Below are 14,079 nucleotides of genomic sequence, written 5' to 3' on the forward strand. Positions count from 1 at the left end.
AATATTCCGCAAGCAGCAAGAGGAGAAACGCGCGATGAATCGGCCCGCCGATCCCCATGAAATGATCCAGGCCCCCTCTCTTCAGGGGCCGAACGAGGGCTACATGCCCGGTTTTGCCAATGACTTTGAAAGTGAGGCGCTGCCCGGCGCGCTGCCGCAGGGTATGAACAGTCCGCAAAAGTGCAACTATGGCCTTTACGGCGAACAGCTGAGCGGCACCGCCTTTACCGCCGACCCGCCGGAACGGACCTGGTGCTACCGGATCCGCCCGTCGGTAAAGCACTCGCACCGTTATGAGAAAATCGACCTGCCGCTGTGGAAATCAGCGCCTTACGTTGACCCGGACGTGATCTCGCTGGGCCAGTACCGCTGGGATCCGGTGCCGCATTCTGATGAAGGCCTCACCTGGCTCACCGGCATGCGCAGCATGACCACCGCGGGAGACGTGAACACGCAAGTAGGCATGGCCAGCCACATCTATCTGGTCACCGAGTCGATGGTGGACAGCTACTTCTTTTCCGCTGATTCCGAACTGCTGGTAGTGCCACAGGAAGGCAGGCTGCGTTTTACGACAGAACTGGGCATCATCGATCTGGCGCCGCAGGAAATTGCCATCCTCCCGCGCGGGCTGGTTTACCGGGTCGAGGTACTGGAAGGCCCCTGCCGCGGCTTTGTCTGCGAAAATTACGGCCAGAAATTCGAACTGCCGGGCCGCGGCCCGATCGGCGCCAATTGCATGGCCAATCCGCGCGACTTCAGGGCGCCGGTGGCAGCGTTTGAAGATCGTGAAGCCCCCTCGACCGTAACCATCAAATGGTGCGGCCAGTTCCACGAGACCAAGATCGGCCATTCGCCGCTGGATGTGGTTGCCTGGCACGGCAACTATGCACCTTTCAAATACGACCTGACCACCTACTGCCCGGTTGGGGCGATCCTGTTCGATCACCCGGATCCGTCGATTTTCACCGTTCTGACCGCTCCTTCGGGCGTTCCGGGCACTGCCAATATCGACTTTGTGCTGTTCCGCGAGCGCTGGATGGTGGCGGAGAATACCTTCCGCCCGCCATGGTATCACAAGAACATCATGTCGGAGCTGATGGGCAACATCTATGGCCAGTATGACGCTAAGCCGCAGGGATTTGTCCCAGGCGGCATGTCGTTGCACAACATGATGCTGCCGCACGGGCCGGACAAAAACGCATTCGAGGGCGCGTCGAATTCCAACCTCGGCCCTGAAAAGCTGGAGAACACCATGTCCTTCATGTTCGAGACCCGCTTCCCGCAACATCTGACTGCCTTTGCTGCCAAGGAAGCGCCGCTGCAGGATGACTACATCGACTGCTGGAACGACATCGAAAAGAAATTCGACGGCACGCCCGGCCTGAAATGAATATGGTGAGGGGGCGCTGCCCCCTCTGGGCCTGACCGGCCCATTCACCCCCGGAGTATTTCCGGAAAAGATGAAATGGATCTTCGGATCCGGAAACTGGAGACACCATGCCTCTGCTGAAATCCTGGGTGGCCTCGGCCAATGATGCGAACCACCCGTTCCCGCTGAACAACCTGCCTTATGGTGTATTTTCCGTTGAGGGCGATGACCCGCGCTGCGGTGTTGCGATCGGCGACATGATCCTGGACATGCAGGCCGCCGAAGAGACCGGGCTGATCCAGCTGGCCGATGCGCCGCTATTCGACGTGCCCTATTGGAACGACCTGATGGAAGAAGGCCCGGCCGTTTGGGCCGCACTGCGTGAACGGCTGACTGCGCTGCTTTCCGACGGCGCTGCCGAACAGGAAAAGGTGGAAGCCCTGCTGGTCTCCGCTGTGGATGCCGAGCTGCACATGCCTTTTGCGGTCAGCGAATATACCGACTTCTATGCCGGCAAATACCACGCCTTCAACGTCGGCACAATGTTTCGCGGCCCAGAAAACGCGCTGCCGCCGAACTGGCTGCATATCCCGATCGGCTATAACGGACGGGCATCCTCTGTGGTGGTCTCCGGCACCGATGTGCGCCGCCCCTGGGGACAGCTGAAAGGCCCCAATGATGCAGCCCCCCGCTGGGCCCCCTGCGCGCGGTTCGATATCGAACTGGAGATGGGCGCCATTGTCGGCACGCCTTCGGACGGTCCGATTACTGTGCAAGAGGCCGATGACCATATCTTTGGCTATGTGCTGCTGAACGATTGGTCGGCGCGCGACATTCAGGCCTGGGAATACCAGCCGCTGGGGCCGTTCCAGGCCAAGGCGACCGCCAATTCGATCAGCCCCTGGATTGTGACCAAAGCAGCACTGGAGCCGTTCCGCTGCGACACGCCCGAGCGCGAGGTGGAGCTGCTGGACCACCTGAAAGACTGCGGGCCGATGCTCTATGACATCGACCTGGAAGTCACCATGGCGCCGGAAGGCAAAGAGGCGACCACCATCGCGCGAACCAACTACAAGGAAATGTACTACTCCGCCGCGCAGCAGCTGGCACATCACACCACCTCGGGCTGCCCGATGAATGCAGGCGACCTTTTGGGGTCCGGCACCATCTCCGGCCCAAGCAAGGAAAGCCGCGGCTCGTTGCTGGAGTTGAGCTGGGGCGGCAAGGAGCCACTGACGCTGGACAGTGGCGAAGAGCGCTCCTTCATTGCCGATGGCGACACGCTGACCCTGCGGGGCGCGGCAAAGGGCGACGGCTATTCCATCGGCTTTGGCGACTGCACCGGCACCGTTCTGGCCGCCCTTGATGACCCCTACGCAAGATAAGGAAGACCACCATGGCAAAAGCTTTTGCGTCCCAAGGGGACATGACCGAAAAGAAAATCACCTTTGATGAGATTGGAGAAGGACTTTATGCCTTCACCGCCGAGGGAGATCCCAACTCCGGTGTGATCATCGGCGACGACAGCGTGATGATTATTGAGGCACAGGCCACCCCGCGGCTGGCGAACAAGGTGATAGAATGCGTTCGGTCAGTGACCGACAAGCCGATTACCCATGTGGCACTGACCCATTACCACGCGGTGCGGGTTCTGGGCGCCTCGGCATTTGGCGCGCAGCAGGTCATCATGGGCGATGCGGCCCGTGCCATGGTGGTGGAACGCGGCCAGGAGGACTGGGACAGCGAGTTCCAGCGCTTCCCGCGGCTGTTCGAAGGCCATGAAAGCATTCCGGGCCTGACCTGGCCGACCACGACTTTTTCCGACGATATGACCGTGTATCTTGGCAGCCGGCGGGTCGATCTGATGCACCTGGGCCGGGCCCATACCGCAGGCGACATCGTGATCCATGTGCCGGATCAGAACGTTATGTTCACCGGTGACATCGTGGAATACCACTCCGCCTGCTACTGCGGTGACGGCCACTTCAGCGACTGGGGCGATACGCTGGACAACATCAAGTCATTCGACGTGGACGCCATCGCACCTGGCCGCGGCGACGCGCTGGTTGGCAAGGACATGGTGAATGCCGCAATCGAAAACACCCGCGGCTTTGTCGAGAGCACGTACCGTCCCGCCGCCAAGGTAGCCGCCCGCAATGGCACCCTGAAAGAGGCCTGGGACGCCGTGCGTGCCGAGTGCGACCCGAAGTTCTCGGATTATGCGATCTACGAGCATTGCCTGCCCTTCAACGTCGCCCGCGCCTATGACGAGGCCCGCGGCATCGACACCCCGCGTACTTGGACCGCCCAGCGCGATCTGGAGATGTGGGAGGCCTTGCAGGGCTGAGCCCCGGCCAGGAATTGCAACCGGGGCGGTTTGATCCAGATCGTTTCGCCCCGGCAGAACCTGTGAGACGCTAGACCATCCTCTCGGCTGCCCACGCCGGGAAGCGGTAAAGCTGTGCCTGACGGCACCCGAATTAGGGAGGAGACCTGATGAACAAGATCTTTGAAGTCCCGTTGTACCCCTATGCGCGCCACGCGGATCAGGACGCCCCTGCCCCCGTGCGCCGCAAGGTGGTGGTGATCGGGGCAGGCCCAATCGGCCTGGCTGCCGCCATAGACCTGGCGCAAGCCGGCACCGAAGTGGTGATTCTGGATGACAACGACAAGGTGAGCTTCGGCTCCCGGGCGATCTGCTTTGCCAAGCGGCCCCTGGAGATCCTCGACCGGTTGGGCTGCGGCCAGCCGATGGTGGACAAGGGCGTGCAGTGGAATGCCGGCAAGGTGTTCTTTGACGAACGTCAGGTCTATGACTTCAATCTGCTGCCGGAGGAAGGCCACAAACGCCCCGCCTTCATCAATCTGCAGCAGTATTACTTTGAGGAATACCTGGTGAACCGGGTTCGCGAGCTGCAGCAGCAGGGCGCACCAATCGAAATCCGCGGCCGCAACAAGGTTTCGGCCATCGGCACTCATCCCAGCCATGTGACATTGGAAATCGACACGCCCGAAGACTCCTATAACCTGGAGGCCGATTGGCTGATCGCCTGCGACGGCGCAGGCTCTCCGACCCGGCGGATGCTGGGACTGGATTTCGTCGGCCGGGTGTTCGAGGACAACTTCCTGATCGCCGATGTAATTATGGAGGCGGATTTTCCGACCGAACGCTGGTTCTGGTTCGACCCGCCATTCAACAAAGGACAGTCGGCGCTTTTGCACAAGCAACCGGACGGTGTCTGGCGGATTGATCTGCAATTGGGATGGGATATCGACAAGGAGCGCGAGAAACGCCCGGAAAACGTGATCCCGCGCCTCAAGGCGATGCTGGGGGAGGACGTGAAGTTCGAGCTGGAGTGGGTGTCGATCTACACATTCCAATGCCGCCGGATGGAGCAATTCCGCCATGGCCGGGTGCTGTTTGCCGGCGATGCCGCGCATCAGGTCTCGCCCTTTGGGGCCCGCGGCGCGAACTCCGGCATCCAGGACACCGACAACCTGTGCTGGAAGCTGCAGATGGTGATCGACGGCACCGCGCCGGAAAGCCTGCTGGACAGCTATGATACCGAGCGGGTTCACGGTGCGGATGAAAACATCCTGAACTCATCGCGCTCCACCGATTTCATCACGCCCAAGTCCGAGATGAGCCGGGTGCTGCGTGACGCGGTTCTGGACCTGTCCGAACAGTTTGAATTCGCCCGTCCGCTGGTGAACTCGGGCCGGCTGTCGGTGCCTTGCACCTATGACGGCTCGCCGCTGAATTCGGCAGATGCACTGGACGGGCCAGAGCGTACCCGCCCAGGCTCTTCCTGCCCCGACGTGCCGCTGGGCGACGGATTCTTGTTAGACAAGCTGGGAGATAAATTCGTGCTGCTCACCATCGACGCCGATGCCCCCGATGTGATCGAGGAAGAAGGTATTGAAGTCACCCGGCTGGCGCTCTCCATCAAGGATGACAAGACGCTGGCGCTGAAGGAACGGTATCTGGGCAAGCATGACAGCGGTGTTTACCTGATCCGCCCGGACCAGCATGTTGCTGCCCGCCGCCCCGGCTTTGACGAAAACCAGTTCCGGCACGCAATCCGCCGGGCCATCGGCAAGGAGTGATCAAGATGACCGAAGACCAATTGATCCTGACCGCCAACCTCGAGCGCGCCGACGATTTCTATGCAGATCTCCTGACCGCGCATGAGGGCCTCAGCAAAGCCGAAAGCGATGCGCTGAATGCGCGTCTGGTGCTGGTGCTGGCTAATCACATTGGAAAACGCGCGATCCTGAAACAGGCGCTGGCCGCGGCCGCGCTGAAACCTGGGGAGGACACCGCTTGAAAATCGAACAGATCCACCACGTCGCCTACCGCTGCAAGGACGCCAAACAGACGGTAGAGTGGTACAACAAGATGCTGAACATGGACTTTGTCCTGGCGATTGCCGAGGACCATGTTCCATCAACGCATGAACCCGACCCCTACATGCATATCTTCATGGATGCAGGTAACGGCAACGTCCTGGCCTTCTTTGAACTGCCGACCAAGCCGGAGATGGACCGCGACCGCAACACGCCGGTCTGGGTGCAGCATATCGCCTTCAAGGTGAAAGACCGCGAGACCCTGATCCAGTTCAAGGAGCATCTGGAGGCCAATGGGGTCGAAGTTCTGGGCGTCACTGACCACTCGATCTTCCACTCGATCTACTTCTTCGACCCGAACGGCCACCGGGTGGAACTGGCCTGTCCGGATCCCGAGGAAGAGGCGTTGCTGCAAAAACTGGACGCGGTGAAATGGGAGATGCTGGAGGAATGGTCCAAGACCAAGAAGGCCCCCAAGCATGCCGAATGGCTGCACGCCAAGGAATTGCATAAGACCTGAATATGGCCAAACCAATTAAGGCAGCCCATCGGGCTGCCTCCTCAGCACCGGAGGACGCCGATGGGCAGCACGCTTCTTTTTGACTACTGGCGATCATCGGCCAGCTACCGGCTGCGCATCGCGCTGAACCTGGGTGAAATCGAATACACCTCGGTCCCGGTTGATCTGGTTAAGGGCGAGCACAAGAGCCCGGAGCACCTGGCCCGCAACCCGCAGGGCTTTGTACCGGTGCTTGAGATCGACGGGCTGCGTCTGACCCAATCACTGGGGATTTTGGACTACCTGGACGAAACCCGGAACCTCGGCCTATTGCCCAAAGACCCAGGCCTGCGTGCCAGGGCACGGGCGTTGGCCCATTCGGTTGCGGTGGATGTGCATCCGGTCTGTAACTTGCAAGTGGCCAGACACGCGACCCAGCTCAGCAGGGGTGCGGCAGACATGCCCAAGGCCTGGATGCAGCATTTCATCCGGCCTGGCCTGCAAGCGTTTGAGGCATTACTTACCAGCTTCAGCCAGTCGCCCTTTTGCATTGGAAAAACCCCGGGGCTCGCCGATATCTGCCTGATGCCGCAGCTTTACAATGCACGCCGCTGGGAAGTGGACTTTTCGGACCTGCCACGGATCTGCGCCGTGGAAACAGCCTGCGCGGCGCACCCTGCTTTTGCCACGGCGCACCCGGATCAACTCCGCTGACCAGCCACGCCGCATGTTGCACCGGCATAAATATGCAACAGAACGAGGCGTTGGCGGGTGTCTGCGTGCGCCAGGGGCGCAGGCAGGACAGGCGCACATCGGGTGCAGCATTTCAAATTAAGCAATCTTCCCGCAGGGCTAGCCGGTTTTCGCGGCACCTGCCGCTTGCGTAAACTGGAGGGGCTTCAAGTTGCTATTCAAGCCATTCAGCGAACATTGGCGACGCAGTGGCGATAAGCATCAATTAATTCAGTTGAAAGAAGGTCAGCATCTTCTTCCTGCATGCCGTATCCAATGACAGAAGCTCGAATGATCTTGCGGCCAGCCCATTCGCCATGTGTCGGGTAAACTTTGCCATTTCCCTGAACACGCCGCAGGACCTGCATAGTGAGCTTGTCGCCATCCGCCCCGTCGCCGCAGCAAATCGCAACCTGGTTGCTGTGGATCCGGTTCAGGACTGTTAAGCCGGGCTCGTTTGACACCGTTCGGGCAATCCGCTCCGCGAGGCGGCAATGGTGCGCTACAAGTTCGCGAACACCAGCCCGGCCGAGATGCCGCAGTATCGCATAGCTAGGGACACCTCTTGCCCGCCGGGATAACTCAGGCGTTGAATCACTTGGCTCCCAATGCTCAGTGGTCTCAGGCAGATAGGCGCCACGGGCAGACATCGACGCAACGAGCGGCGCACGGTCGCGTACTATAACCATGCCGGCATCGAAAGGTGCGTTAAGCCACTTGTGCAGGTCGATTGCCCAGCTGTCCGCTTCGCCGACCCCCTCCAGCCGATTTGCAAGCTCGGGCACTGCAGCGAGCCATAGCCCGAACGCTCCATCGACATGAACCCAGCCCTTCTTCTCGCGTACCATTGGGATCAATTCGTCAAACGGATCGAAGGCGCCAGTGTTTATTTGACCTGCCTGCAGGATCACAAGCGGCGGTTTGCTGCACCGGTTTATTGCTGCCCGAAATGCGTCCGGCTTAATCCTCCCTTCGCTGTCGGCAGCTACAGTTTGTGTGCGGCTTGCTCCAAATCCGGCGTAGCGCAGGGCTGCAAATGGCGCAGAATGTGCGTCTTGCCCGATCAGAACCGGAATCTCCGGTGCCCCGAAAAGCCCATCAGCTTCGACATCCCAACCCTGAGCGGCCAGCAGCGCATGGCGTGCCGCCATAATGCCAGCCATGTTTGCAACCGTACCGCCGGTCACCAATCCGGCTCCGCTTTCGGCAGGCAGCGACAGCAATTCAATAACCCAGTTGCAGACGGCGCGCTCCATACCCGTGATTGCTGGTGTCTCAAAGGATGAACCCGCGTTTTGCCCCCAGGCTGACACTAAGAAATCAGCAGCTACACCAACGGGATGCGACGCACCAAGGACATAGCCGAAGAAGGTCGGGGCTGCCATTTTGTGCAGCCCGCCGTCAGCCTGCTGCACGATATCCTCGATAACCTTACTCTCCGGCACCCCTGTTTCAGCAAGAGGCCCCAGGAAGCGGTTTGCAGCTTCGCCAAGTTCCAAGCTGGGGCGGGCCAGCCCCTGAGGCAGATCCTCGCGAAAAGCCTTCGCCGCTCTGTATGCTGTTTCTAAAGCTACCGCTTGCCCATCACTCAAGCCACGCCGAACACGATCCATCTCACATATCCCTCCTACTTTTTAACAACACGTCGAAAAGTAGCACGGATTCCGAGTTCCCTTGAGCGACCAATGCCATTTTGGCAATGCGGCCGGTCGTGGCGGATTGGAGAACCCGCCAGCTGCCTGCCGCCCAGCCTGGAGCGAGGGACGGGTTGTTGGGCAGGGGCTTTTTCGGGTGCCGGTTCATGTTTGGGCCATTCGTGTTCGATTAGCCGCACGTCCTAAGCCCGTATAAGCTCGCGGCCCTTCAAGCGATATCCTCCAGGAGCAATCTGTTTACGGAATTCCTGGTCATGGCTGACCAGAAGGATTGCCTGATCAAGCCCTTTCAGGATCCCGGCCAGCCGCGCGTAGTTGTCCGGGTCCAGTGCGTTGGTCGGCTCATCCAGAATAAGCACTGCCGGCTCCATGGCCAGCACCGTGGCCAGTGTCACCAGCCTCTTCTCGCCGCCCGACAGTTTGTGGGTCACCCGGTCGCGCAGATGCATCAGCTCCAGGCGGGTCAGCACGCTGTCAACAATTGCCAAGGCATCCTGTTTGGATTTGCCCAGGTTGAGCGGACCAAAGGCCACATCCTCGGCCACGGTCGGGCAGAAGAGCTGGTCGTCGGCGTCCTGAAACACAAAGCCCACGCGGCGGCGCATCTCGTGAAAATCCGCTTCCGCCATGCAAGGCTTGCCAAAGGCGGTGACGGTGCCGCTGGCGGGAACAAGCAGCCCCATAATGATTTTCAGCAGTGTCGATTTTCCGGCGCCGTTGGGCCCGGAAATCGACAACCGTTCACCAGCGTTGAGCCGCATCGAGGCGCCTTCCAGCACCGGATCAAGCCCCGGGTAGGCAAAGTGGATATTGTTCAAATCAAGAAGCGGCATAGGCGGCCTCCGCCCAGATCAGGGCAGCAAGTGCGGCGGACAACGCCGCGGCAAACAGCAGGTCGGACCGGTTGAAACGAAAATCCTCCAGCAGGATGATGCGGCCGGAGAACCCCCGGCATTTCATCGCCGCCAGAATGCGCTCCGACCGTTCGATGGAGCGCACCAGCATCATGCCAACCAGGTAGCCGTAGCTGCGGTAGGTGTGCCAATTGGTGCCGGGGCGGAAGCCGCGCAGCTTCATCGAGGTGCGCAGGCGCTGGTATTCCTCGCGCAGAACGTCGATGTATCGGATGGTGAACATCATCAGGTGCACCAGCCGCTCTGGCATCTTGAGGGCAAAGAGCGCGTGGCCCATGGTTACCGGCTCCATCGAACCCACCAGTGTCATAACCGCAAGGATCACCGCATTGGCGGTAAGGGCAATCTCGGTTGCACGCCACAGGCCTTCCCAGCTGGCCTCCAGCCCCCAAATGGACAGGGCCGGGGTTCCCGGCACTGTAAACGGCAGCAGCACCAGCATGAAGATGATGAAACTGTCCATCATCGCCATCCGTTTCAGCGTTTTCCGGGGCGGCAGGCCAGAGAAGGCCAGCAACCACATCGACAGGCCGAGAGCGGCCGCCAGAACCCAAAGATTGCTGAGCGAGACAACCACCACCGCATAGGCGGCCGTCATCACGATGCGCATCCGCGGGTCAATTGCTGTGACCTTGGCGTGGAAGGTGCCGAAACCGCCGAGCGGTTTTTCCTCGCTCGTCAGAACATAGGTCATGCGCTGCTGCCGATCTTGCGGCGTGCCGCAATGTAGAAGCCCAGCCCGAACAGGCCGCAGATATAGCCGATGCCGCCAAGCACGGATTGAAAGTCCGACTTGTTCTTGAACGCTGTCAGCTCCTGCCGGAGCGGGCGCAGTTCATTGCGCATCATGGTGGCAAGCTCGGAGCGGGTTTGATCGGAGAGGCCCGCGGACCCTGCCGCCGCCGGCGCTGCAGAAGTGTCCGGGGCAGCAGCCGCTGAAACTGCTGCCGCGCCCGGGCTTTGCCCAATGATCTGCGCGACTTCCGCACCGTCCATCATCATCTCGGCCACGTGGCCAGCACCCAGATCGCCGCGGAAGATATGTGTCACAGGCTCCGACGGGGTGAACAGGAAAAAGCCGTCACCGTCGGTTCTGGACTCTCCCAGCTTGCTGCCGGCCGCGTCAAAGATCTCAATCAGCAGGTCCGCGGCCATGTCACCGTTGGAAAAGCCCACTTCGCCTTCAATGTCGGAACCGGACGGAAAGACAGCTGAGATAACATTGTGTGCCATCACCGGGAGCGGCGCCAGCAGTGCAAGGATCAGAATGCAGGAGCGGATCATGCAAGGCTTCCTTTTGTGTCGAAAAACAGCTCGGGCTTCACACGCCGCGCCAGGAAAATGGCAGCACCGGACAAAAGCGCTTCGATGATCACCACCGGGATATGGGAAAAGAACACCAGTTTCGCTGCCAGGACAAACTCATCGCCGGACAACATCAGCGAGACTGCAACAGCAAGTGTTGTGGCAGCAATGGCCGCGCCGCCGCCGATACCGCCCCAGATGGCGCCCTGCAGAGGCGAGCCGCGGGCCACCAGCGGTCGGAAAATCAGCCCGACCAGAACTGCAGGCAGGGCGATGTTCACGGCGTTCACGCCCAGCACGGTCAGCCCGCCAAAGCCAAAGAACACCGCCTGCAGCAAGAGGCCGACAAACAGGGCCGGAAAGGCCGCCCAGCCCAGAACCAGCCCCGCAAGCCCGTTCAGGATCAGGTGAACCGAACTCGGCCCGATCGGGACATGGATCAGGGAGGCCACAAAGAAACTGGCCGAAAGAACCCCCGCCGCCGGAATACGTTCCAGCGGCAGGCTCCGCAGCCCCATGGCGATACCGCCGACGGCGGCAACCGCGCCGCCGATCACAACCGGATTCGACAATGCGCCGTCTACGATATGCATGGTGCTATTCTCACTTCAGCTCTTCAGCGTGGATCCACAACACAGCGTCCTGGCTGAGTTCCTTGCCGTCATGCTCAGTCGCCGGGCCGGAGCCGAGAGCAGCAAAGCCCCAGTGGCCCGCTTTCGGAATGCCAAAGGAAAAGACGCCATTCTGGTCTGCAATCGCAACGATGGCGCCGCCGGACATCGGCTGAACCGTCGGGTTGGTTGTGGAAAAGGCCGCAAGGTCAGGCTCTGATGCCATGAATTCAACCTCGATTTCGGCACCAGGAACCGGCTTGCCATCCGCCAGCACCTGACCTGAGAAGGTAGAGCCGACAATGACGTTATAGGGCTTGTTCAACGGCAGGATCTCGGTTTCCAGGCCCACCGGCTGATCCCAATCGGTGGGCAGGGTGTTGCGGTTCAGCACGACTTTGGAAATCTGCTGAATATAGATGTCTTCGCTTTCCTCATAATAGGGCGCGGGCACAGTCACCACCACATAGTCGCCCGAGCGCTTGACCGGAACCGACGCCCTGTAGGCGGCGGCTTCGTTCTCCGCGCCCTTGAATGTGGCCGGTTCCAAGCGGTCCGAAAGATCAACCTTTTCGCCCTTGTGAACCATAAAAAATTCTTCAGGTTTGCCCATGTCCATCACATGGCCGTTTTCCAGCGGGTGCCAGAACACCAGCCCCATCGGCACATCGCCGGGCTTCCCGATCAGCACGTTTTCAGTGTAGTTCAGCTGGAAATGCGCCGATGCGGTGACCGGCAGGGATATGGCCAGAGCTGCAGCCAGATAATTCAGTTTCATTTCGTCCTCATTCGACGACACAGGCGCACCTGCAATCAGGAATGAACAACGGGGAGAGTGGCACGGAGAAGCCTGAACGGCAGCCGCGCCAGACGCGCACCCCGGCGTCCGGTGGAAAAGGGCAGACACTCCGCTAGCGAAGTCTTTGCCCTGTGTCCGGCAGGTCTCCTGACTCGCGGGTCTTGGTTCGGCTGGCCTTCCCGGGAAAGATCCCAGTGGCATGTTCAGCGTCACTCACCGCTCACAGTTGCGGGGGCAGTCACGGATTTGGTCCCTAATGGGTACGCCGCACCGTGTTCCCTATTTCTTCCGCTGCGCATTGAAACACTCGCGGAACCGGTCACACTTGCTGAATGGCAAAACCATTTTACTGAGTCAAGCTTCCCGTCTTCTGTTCAATTGCCGAATGAGTGGACCTGTCGCGGTTTGATGCCGCCCCTTTGATAGCATTTACTGCACCAAAGGAGACGAAGTATGGGCACGAAACGGACGGACGAATTCCGAGCTGATGCGGTGCTCATAGCGCTGACCAGCGCACTTACACGCAAGCAGGTTGCTGATGATCTTGATGTTGGCCTGTCAACGTTTGACAAATGGATCACGGCACACCGAGACACCGGTGTAGTGTCGAAGGAGGATTTGAGCCTTGCCAAAGAGAATGATCGGCTTCGGCGCGAGAACCGCATTCATAAGGAGGAAAGGGAAATCTTAAAAAAGGCCACGGTGTTCTTCGCGAGCCAAAAGCCGTGAGGTTTAAGTTCATTGAAGAACACCGAAATCAGTTTCCAACAGCACGCTTGTGTAAGGTAATGGACGTGAGTGCGCGTGGTTTGCGTGCATTCCGCAGCCGCCCTGCCAGTCGCAGGCAGAGATCTGATCTGGTGACATTGGCCCACATCAAGGAGCAATCGCGTGTCAGCCTGGGCAGCTATGGTCGGCCACGCATGACTGAAGAGCTGAAGGAGATCGGCCTGAATGTTGGGCATCGGCGTGTGGGCAGATTGATGCGACAGAACGGCATATCCATTGTTAGGACCCGCAAACACAAGGCCACGACGGATAGCGACCACAAGTTCAACATCGCACCCAATCTGCTGGATCGGAACTTCATTGCCGACCAACCAAACCAAAAAGTGGGCTGGCGATATCAGTTACGTCTGGACCCGTGAGGGTTGGCTATACCTCGCTGTCATCCTGGACCTGCATTCTCGGCGGGTCATCGGTTGGGCCATCAGCAATCGGATGAAGCGGGACTTGGCGATCCGGGCGCTGAACATGGCTATAGCCTTCAGATCACCGCCTATGGGCTGCATTCATCATACGGATCGTGGATCGCAATACTGTGCTCATGACTATCAGAAAATCCTGCGACAACACGGGTTCAGCGTGTCCCCCTCTCATGCATGTAAACATGCACTGCCGGGGCAGTGGATGAGCGGCAAAGGAAATTGCTATGACAATGCGGCCGTCGAGACCTTCTTCAAGACGATCAAGGCAGAGCTGATCTGGCGAAGGTCATGGCCAACGCGACGGACAGCGGAGATGGCGATCTTTAACTACATAAACGGCCTCTACAATCCGCGCCGACGGCACTCTGCCTTAGGCTGGAAAAGCCCAGTCGCGTTCGAACGGAAAGTGGCTTAAACGAGCACCTGGGGCGGCACGAAACCGCGACAGGTCCAGAGTCACTGCGCGCATTGGTGGAGCGGATCGTGCTGACGCCTGCGTCGGCGGGCGCTGGCCTGGATCTGACGCTGGAGGGGGATCTGGCCGGTCTCTTGCGGCTTGCGGCGGGTGCGGAAGGCGCGGACACGAAGAAGGCTTCGGACAGTAGATCCGAAGCCTTTGATATGTCTGAGGAAATTGTGT

13 protein-coding genes, 1 pseudogene and 1 riboswitch are annotated in these 14,079 nt (G+C 59.8%); of the genes and pseudogenes, 8 read left to right on the plus strand and 6 right to left on the minus strand.

Annotated elements, in window-relative coordinates; genetic code table 11:
• The first annotated feature begins 34 nt into the window (after window positions 1–34).
• The 7 genes from hmgA (at window position 35) to maiA (ending at window position 6,929) form a co-directional block, all read left to right on the plus strand.
• The gene (hmgA, locus tag L1069_RS12460) at window positions 35–1,390 is read left to right on the plus strand and encodes a homogentisate 1,2-dioxygenase (protein ID WP_237455878.1); all 1,356 of its coding nucleotides are present in this window, start codon (window positions 35–37) and stop codon (window positions 1,388–1,390) included.
• Window positions 1,391–1,497: 107 nt separating this feature from the next.
• Window positions 1,498–2,754, plus strand: coding sequence for a fumarylacetoacetase (gene fahA, locus L1069_RS12465; RefSeq protein ID WP_237455879.1), 1,257 nt, complete (start codon window positions 1,498–1,500; stop codon window positions 2,752–2,754).
• Between the two features lie 11 nt (window positions 2,755–2,765).
• On the plus strand, window positions 2,766–3,716 hold the full coding sequence (locus tag L1069_RS12470) for an MBL fold metallo-hydrolase (RefSeq protein WP_237455880.1): 951 nt from the start codon (window positions 2,766–2,768) through the stop codon (window positions 3,714–3,716).
• Between the two features lie 149 nt (window positions 3,717–3,865).
• Window positions 3,866–5,476, plus strand: a complete 1,611-nt coding sequence (locus tag L1069_RS12475) for an FAD-dependent oxidoreductase (protein WP_237455881.1) — start codon at window positions 3,866–3,868, stop codon at window positions 5,474–5,476.
• A 5-nt stretch (window positions 5,477–5,481) separates the two neighbouring features.
• The gene (locus L1069_RS12480; RefSeq protein ID WP_129369267.1) at window positions 5,482–5,697 is read left to right on the plus strand and encodes a DUF2783 domain-containing protein; all 216 of its coding nucleotides are present in this window, start codon (window positions 5,482–5,484) and stop codon (window positions 5,695–5,697) included.
• The gene (locus tag L1069_RS12485) at window positions 5,694–6,236 is read left to right on the plus strand and encodes a VOC family protein (protein ID WP_237455882.1); all 543 of its coding nucleotides are present in this window, start codon (window positions 5,694–5,696) and stop codon (window positions 6,234–6,236) included. Before L1069_RS12480 ends, L1069_RS12485 begins: the two co-directional genes overlap by 4 nt.
• Before the next feature lie 60 nt (window positions 6,237–6,296).
• Window positions 6,297–6,929: a maleylacetoacetate isomerase gene (gene maiA / locus L1069_RS12490; RefSeq protein WP_237455883.1), complete on the plus strand. Its 633-nt coding sequence runs from the start codon at window positions 6,297–6,299 to the stop codon at window positions 6,927–6,929.
• Window positions 6,930–7,135: 206 nt separating this feature from the next.
• Here maiA and L1069_RS12495 read toward each other — a convergent pair whose 3' ends face one another.
• The 6 genes from L1069_RS12495 to L1069_RS12520 all read right to left on the minus strand — a co-directional run bounded on the left by L1069_RS12495 (window position 7,136) and on the right by L1069_RS12520 (window position 12,210).
• Entirely contained in the window at window positions 7,136–8,560 is a 1,425-nt protein-coding gene (locus L1069_RS12495; RefSeq protein ID WP_237455884.1) for an aminotransferase class V-fold PLP-dependent enzyme, read from the minus strand.
• A gap of 224 nt (window positions 8,561–8,784) precedes the next feature.
• Window positions 8,785–9,435, minus strand: a complete 651-nt coding sequence (locus L1069_RS12500) for an ABC transporter ATP-binding protein (RefSeq protein WP_134830864.1) — start codon at window positions 9,433–9,435, stop codon at window positions 8,785–8,787.
• Window positions 9,422–10,210: a cobalt ECF transporter T component CbiQ gene (gene cbiQ / locus L1069_RS12505; protein WP_237455885.1), complete on the minus strand. Its 789-nt coding sequence runs from the start codon at window positions 10,208–10,210 to the stop codon at window positions 9,422–9,424. Before cbiQ ends, L1069_RS12500 begins: the two co-directional genes overlap by 14 nt.
• Window positions 10,207–10,800, minus strand: coding sequence for a cobalt ABC transporter permease (locus tag L1069_RS12510; protein ID WP_237455886.1), 594 nt, complete (start codon window positions 10,798–10,800; stop codon window positions 10,207–10,209). The genes cbiQ and L1069_RS12510 overlap by 4 nt, the downstream gene beginning before the upstream one ends.
• Window positions 10,797–11,414 carry a cobalt transporter CbiM gene (gene cbiM, locus L1069_RS12515; protein ID WP_237455887.1) on the minus strand — a complete coding sequence of 206 codons (618 nt, stop codon included), beginning with the start codon at window positions 11,412–11,414 and terminating at the stop codon, window positions 10,797–10,799. Before cbiM ends, L1069_RS12510 begins: the two co-directional genes overlap by 4 nt.
• Window positions 11,415–11,424: 10 nt before the next feature.
• The gene (locus L1069_RS12520) at window positions 11,425–12,210 is read right to left on the minus strand and encodes a DUF4198 domain-containing protein (protein WP_134830867.1); all 786 of its coding nucleotides are present in this window, start codon (window positions 12,208–12,210) and stop codon (window positions 11,425–11,427) included.
• Between the two features lie 140 nt (window positions 12,211–12,350).
• A riboswitch (cobalamin riboswitch) is annotated at window positions 12,351–12,566 on the minus strand.
• A gap of 118 nt (window positions 12,567–12,684) precedes the next feature.
• Between L1069_RS12520 and L1069_RS12525 the strand changes: the two are divergent.
• A pseudogene (locus L1069_RS12525) lies at window positions 12,685–13,854 on the plus strand (IS3 family transposase).
• Window positions 13,855–14,079 lie beyond the last annotated feature (225 nt).

The organism is Leisingera sp. MMG026 (assembly GCF_021654205.1).
GTDB lineage: Bacteria > Pseudomonadota > Alphaproteobacteria > Rhodobacterales > Rhodobacteraceae > Leisingera.

What these genes read in the sequence shown, in the direction of transcription:
- hmgA (WP_237455878.1), top strand. Translation starts at nt 35, where the DNA reads ATGAATCGGCCCGCCGATCCCCATGAAATGATCCAGGCCCCCTCTCTT.
- fahA (WP_237455879.1), top strand. Translation starts at nt 1,498, where the DNA reads ATGCCTCTGCTGAAATCCTGGGTGGCCTCGGCCAATGATGCGAACCAC.
- L1069_RS12470 (WP_237455880.1), top strand. Translation starts at nt 2,766, where the DNA reads ATGGCAAAAGCTTTTGCGTCCCAAGGGGACATGACCGAAAAGAAAATC.
- L1069_RS12475 (WP_237455881.1), top strand. Translation starts at nt 3,866, where the DNA reads ATGAACAAGATCTTTGAAGTCCCGTTGTACCCCTATGCGCGCCACGCG.
- L1069_RS12480 (WP_129369267.1), top strand. Translation starts at nt 5,482, where the DNA reads ATGACCGAAGACCAATTGATCCTGACCGCCAACCTCGAGCGCGCCGAC.
- maiA (WP_237455883.1), top strand. Translation starts at nt 6,297, where the DNA reads ATGGGCAGCACGCTTCTTTTTGACTACTGGCGATCATCGGCCAGCTAC.
- L1069_RS12495 (WP_237455884.1), bottom strand. Translation starts at nt 8,560, where the DNA reads ATGGATCGTGTTCGGCGTGGCTTGAGTGATGGGCAAGCGGTAGCTTTA.
- L1069_RS12500 (WP_134830864.1), bottom strand. Translation starts at nt 9,435, where the DNA reads ATGCCGCTTCTTGATTTGAACAATATCCACTTTGCCTACCCGGGGCTT.
- cbiQ (WP_237455885.1), bottom strand. Translation starts at nt 10,210, where the DNA reads ATGACCTATGTTCTGACGAGCGAGGAAAAACCGCTCGGCGGTTTCGGC.
- L1069_RS12510 (WP_237455886.1), bottom strand. Translation starts at nt 10,800, where the DNA reads ATGATCCGCTCCTGCATTCTGATCCTTGCACTGCTGGCGCCGCTCCCG.
- cbiM (WP_237455887.1), bottom strand. Translation starts at nt 11,414, where the DNA reads ATGCATATCGTAGACGGCGCATTGTCGAATCCGGTTGTGATCGGCGGC.
- L1069_RS12520 (WP_134830867.1), bottom strand. Translation starts at nt 12,210, where the DNA reads ATGAAACTGAATTATCTGGCTGCAGCTCTGGCCATATCCCTGCCGGTC.